Source organism: Sulfurimonas sp., from assembly GCF_016744025.1.
Lineage (GTDB): Bacteria > Campylobacterota > Campylobacteria > Campylobacterales > Sulfurimonadaceae > Sulfurimonas.
Map to the genome: position 1 here is coordinate 1 of NZ_JADGFC010000191.1, position 3,498 is coordinate 3,498.

3 protein-coding genes are annotated in these 3,498 nt (G+C 30.7%); 1 reads left to right on the plus strand and 2 read right to left on the minus strand.

Features of this window, described 5'->3' with window-relative positions; genetic code table 11:
• On the plus strand, positions 1–1,499 hold a 1,499-nt coding region (locus tag QZZ48_RS14890; RefSeq protein WP_294967047.1), incomplete at its 5' end, for an EAL domain-containing protein.
• On the opposite strand, the gene QZZ48_RS14895 is transcribed toward QZZ48_RS14890, so the two are convergent.
• The gene (locus QZZ48_RS14895; RefSeq protein WP_294967048.1) at positions 1,472–2,572 is read right to left on the minus strand and encodes an FkbM family methyltransferase; all 1,101 of its coding nucleotides are present in this window, start codon (positions 2,570–2,572) and stop codon (positions 1,472–1,474) included. The two genes, QZZ48_RS14890 and QZZ48_RS14895, sit on opposite strands and share 28 nt — an antisense overlap.
• A partial coding sequence (glyS, locus tag QZZ48_RS14900) for a glycine--tRNA ligase subunit beta (RefSeq protein ID WP_294967049.1) occupies positions 2,565–3,498 on the minus strand: 934 nt, incomplete at its 5' end. The genes glyS and QZZ48_RS14895, both read right to left, overlap by 8 nt.

The following is a 3,498-nucleotide window of genomic DNA, read 5'->3' on the forward strand; positions in this document are numbered from 1 at the left end:
ATGTAAATGATGAGTTTTGTAATATCTCTGGATATGACTTTTCAGAGCTTGTCGGTAAGTCTCACAATCTTATCCGACATCCAGAAAATCATCCATCACTATTTAAAGATTTATGGAAAACAATTAAAAGCCAAAAAATTTGGAAAGGTATTATTAGAAATAGGAAAAAGGATGGAACAGACTATTATGTAAATAGCACTATTGTTCCTATACGTGATAATAATAACATTGTTAAAGAGTATATGTCTATTCGTTCAGATGTAACAGACCTTATTAATAAAGAAAAACTAATTTTAAAACAGACAACAGATATACGCACAGGTTTACCCAATCGTATTAAATTGATAGAAGTAATAGAACTAAATAAAGATGACATAAAACTTGCTATTGTTCAGATAAATGCGGTTCAATCAATTAACGATTTTTACGGTACTCAGTATGGAGAAAAGTTGATTATTGAAGTAGCAAAATCACTTAAAGAACTTATTCATATAAAAAAGATTCAGTTGTTTAAAGTCTCAAGCGATGAATTTGCCTTTCTTTACCAAGGGCCCACTTCTCTTAGAGATTTTATAGATATGTGTAAATCAGTTGAGACTTACTTTGATCATAACAGTTTTAAAATAGACAATGATAATTTTGATGTAACAATAACGATAGGAATAGCAAAAGGTCAAAAAAACATATATGTAAATGCAGAAAAAGCCCTACATCATGCCCATGAAACTAATCAGGATATTGTTTGTTACGATTTAAATACTGAAATTATGAATAACTTTGATCAAAATCGTAAATGGGTCACAAAAATCAAAAAAGCTATTCAGGATGATAGGATTGTTGTCTATGCCCAACCTATTGTTTCACTTTGCAATACAAGGGAAAAAAAGTATGAGTGTTTAGTGAGAATGATTGATGATGATGGAAGTGTAATATCACCATATTATTTTCTTGAAATAGCAAAAAAATCACGACTTTACTCTACTTTTACTAAGATAGTTATAGAGAAATCTTTTCGCCACTTTAGTTCAAATAACGCAAGTTTTTCTATTAATTTAACAATTCAAGATATTATAAATGAAGATATACTTAACTATATAAGGGAGAAGATTAGAGAATATGATATTGCCAATCAACTTGTATTTGAGATAGTAGAATCAGAAGGTATAGAAAATTTTGATGAAGTCACTAATTTTATTCAAGAAATGAAATCTTATGGGTGCAGAATTTCTATAGATGACTTTGGTACTGGTTATTCAAATTTTGCTTATCTTATGAAACTGGATGCTGATTATATAAAAATTGATGGCTCATTAATTATAAATATAGATAAAGATGAAAGTTCTCAACTAGTGGTAGAACTTATAATTGATTTTGCAAAAAAACTCAATCGTAAAACTATTGCAGAATATGTACATAATGAAGCAGTTCTAAAAAAAGTAAAAGAGATGAAGATTGATTATTCCCAAGGTTATTACACAGGTGAGCCATCACCTTTGTAATTACTTGGTATAAAGTACATAACAGTCTCAAATATACCTTCCATATAGTGTCGCAAGTAAACCTTATACTCACTCTCTATATCTAAGACCTTTTGAGGTATCTTATACCAATCCTCTGCTTTATGGTAGATGCAGATAGCCAAGATAGGTTTATACTTCTTTATAGTCTCTTTTGCACCATCTATTGCTTCTTGTTCAGCACCTTCGATATCTAACTTTATAAAGTCTACTTTTTCTTTTACGATATTGTCGATTGTATCTATATTTGTCGCATGATAGTTGTGGTCGCAATTGTTTTGATTTGCATCTATACTTGAAGTAGTAATCTCTTTTGATGAGCCTAAACCACAGTTTACAAATTCTATGTCTCTCACATCACCGAAATCTCTTTTAGCTATATTTATATGCAAGTTATTTGGCTCAATTGCATAGATTTTTTTATAGTCTGCAAAGTTTTTAATAATCTGAGGAAGAGTATCACCGACATATGCTCCCCCATCAACAAAGCAGATATCTTTTATCTCAGGAATAATCTCTTTATCAAAGTATTGTTCTTCATGATTATTTGTAAAACCTTGCATAAAGTCTAAGTCAAACGATATTTTAAAATTAAGCACTTTTGTAAAAACTTCTTTAGACTCTGCATCTTCGAGTAAGTCATAAAGATAAGCATAATCATCATGATGTTGAGTAAAATCATCTTCAAAATCAAGAATAAAAGGAGGCTCGGCTAAATCAAGTTTTGAGTACCTGTAAAACGATAAGTAGTTAAAATTTGTATAACCTCTTGCATCTAGGGTATTTTTAACCTCTAATGGGCTTCCTATTGAGGCTGAAAGTATAATAGAGTCTTTAGGAACTTCATCAATACTAAGAACAGATTTTTTACGAGATTTTTGAACTCTACTAAAGTCATCTATAATACCATCTACTTCTATATGTTTTAAGATTGATTTTGAGAGTTTATTTATACCAAGGATATATTTTTTTGTGGTGGTTTTAGGAGATAGGAAAAGCTCTGTAAGTTTCCTATCTTTTTCGTTGACGTAGTCAAAATCTACTAGATTAAACACTAACTTCTTTGATATCTGCAATATTCAAGATACTTTTATAAATAGATGCTACTAAAGATTTTCTGTTATTTTTAACAGCTTCATCTTCAGTGTTTACCATTACATCTTTAAAGAATTTATCAAGTTGTGGTTTAAGACCTAGAAGTGCATCTAGTTCTTCTTCGTATGAATCGTAAGATTTAGATGCAACGCCGTTGTAAGAAGCATATAATTCTTCTTCTGACTTATCTTCAAAAAGCTTAACATCTACACTCATATATTGAGATAGGTCGATATCTTTAGTTATGTTTGCAACACGTTTAAATGTAGAAAAAGACTCACTAAAACCTTCAGCATTTACTATTGCATCTAAAGCTTCAATCTTTTCACCCATAGCAACTATTTCTCTTTCACCAGATGCAAGAACAGCTTCAATTACAGAAGGGTTTACTTTATAATATTGTTTAATACGTTCACGAAAAAATCTTTTTAAATCTTCTTTTGAAAGTTTAAACTTAAAAGAATCAGGACTAAATTTTTCATACTCACTGAATAACACTTCTAAATCTTTTTCTATATTGAATTTTAAGTTATACTTACTAACAATTTTAATAAGACCATTCACTGCACGACGAAGAGCAAATGGATCACGAGAACCAGTAGGAATTTGGTTGATACTAAACAGAGCTAAAAGAGTATCTAGTTTAATACTCATTGCAACAATAGCACTCATAGGAGTTGATGGAAGATCACTATCTTCACCATCTGGCAAGTATTGCTCGTTTATTGCAGTAGCAACTTCTTTACTCTCTCCCTGCTCTATCGCATAGTAAGCACCCATAAGACCTTGAAGCTCAGTGAACTCATAAACCATTTCACTCATAAGGTCAGCTTTTGCTAAAGATACAGCTCTTTGTAGGTCTTCTTTCTTAGCATTGGGCTTGTAC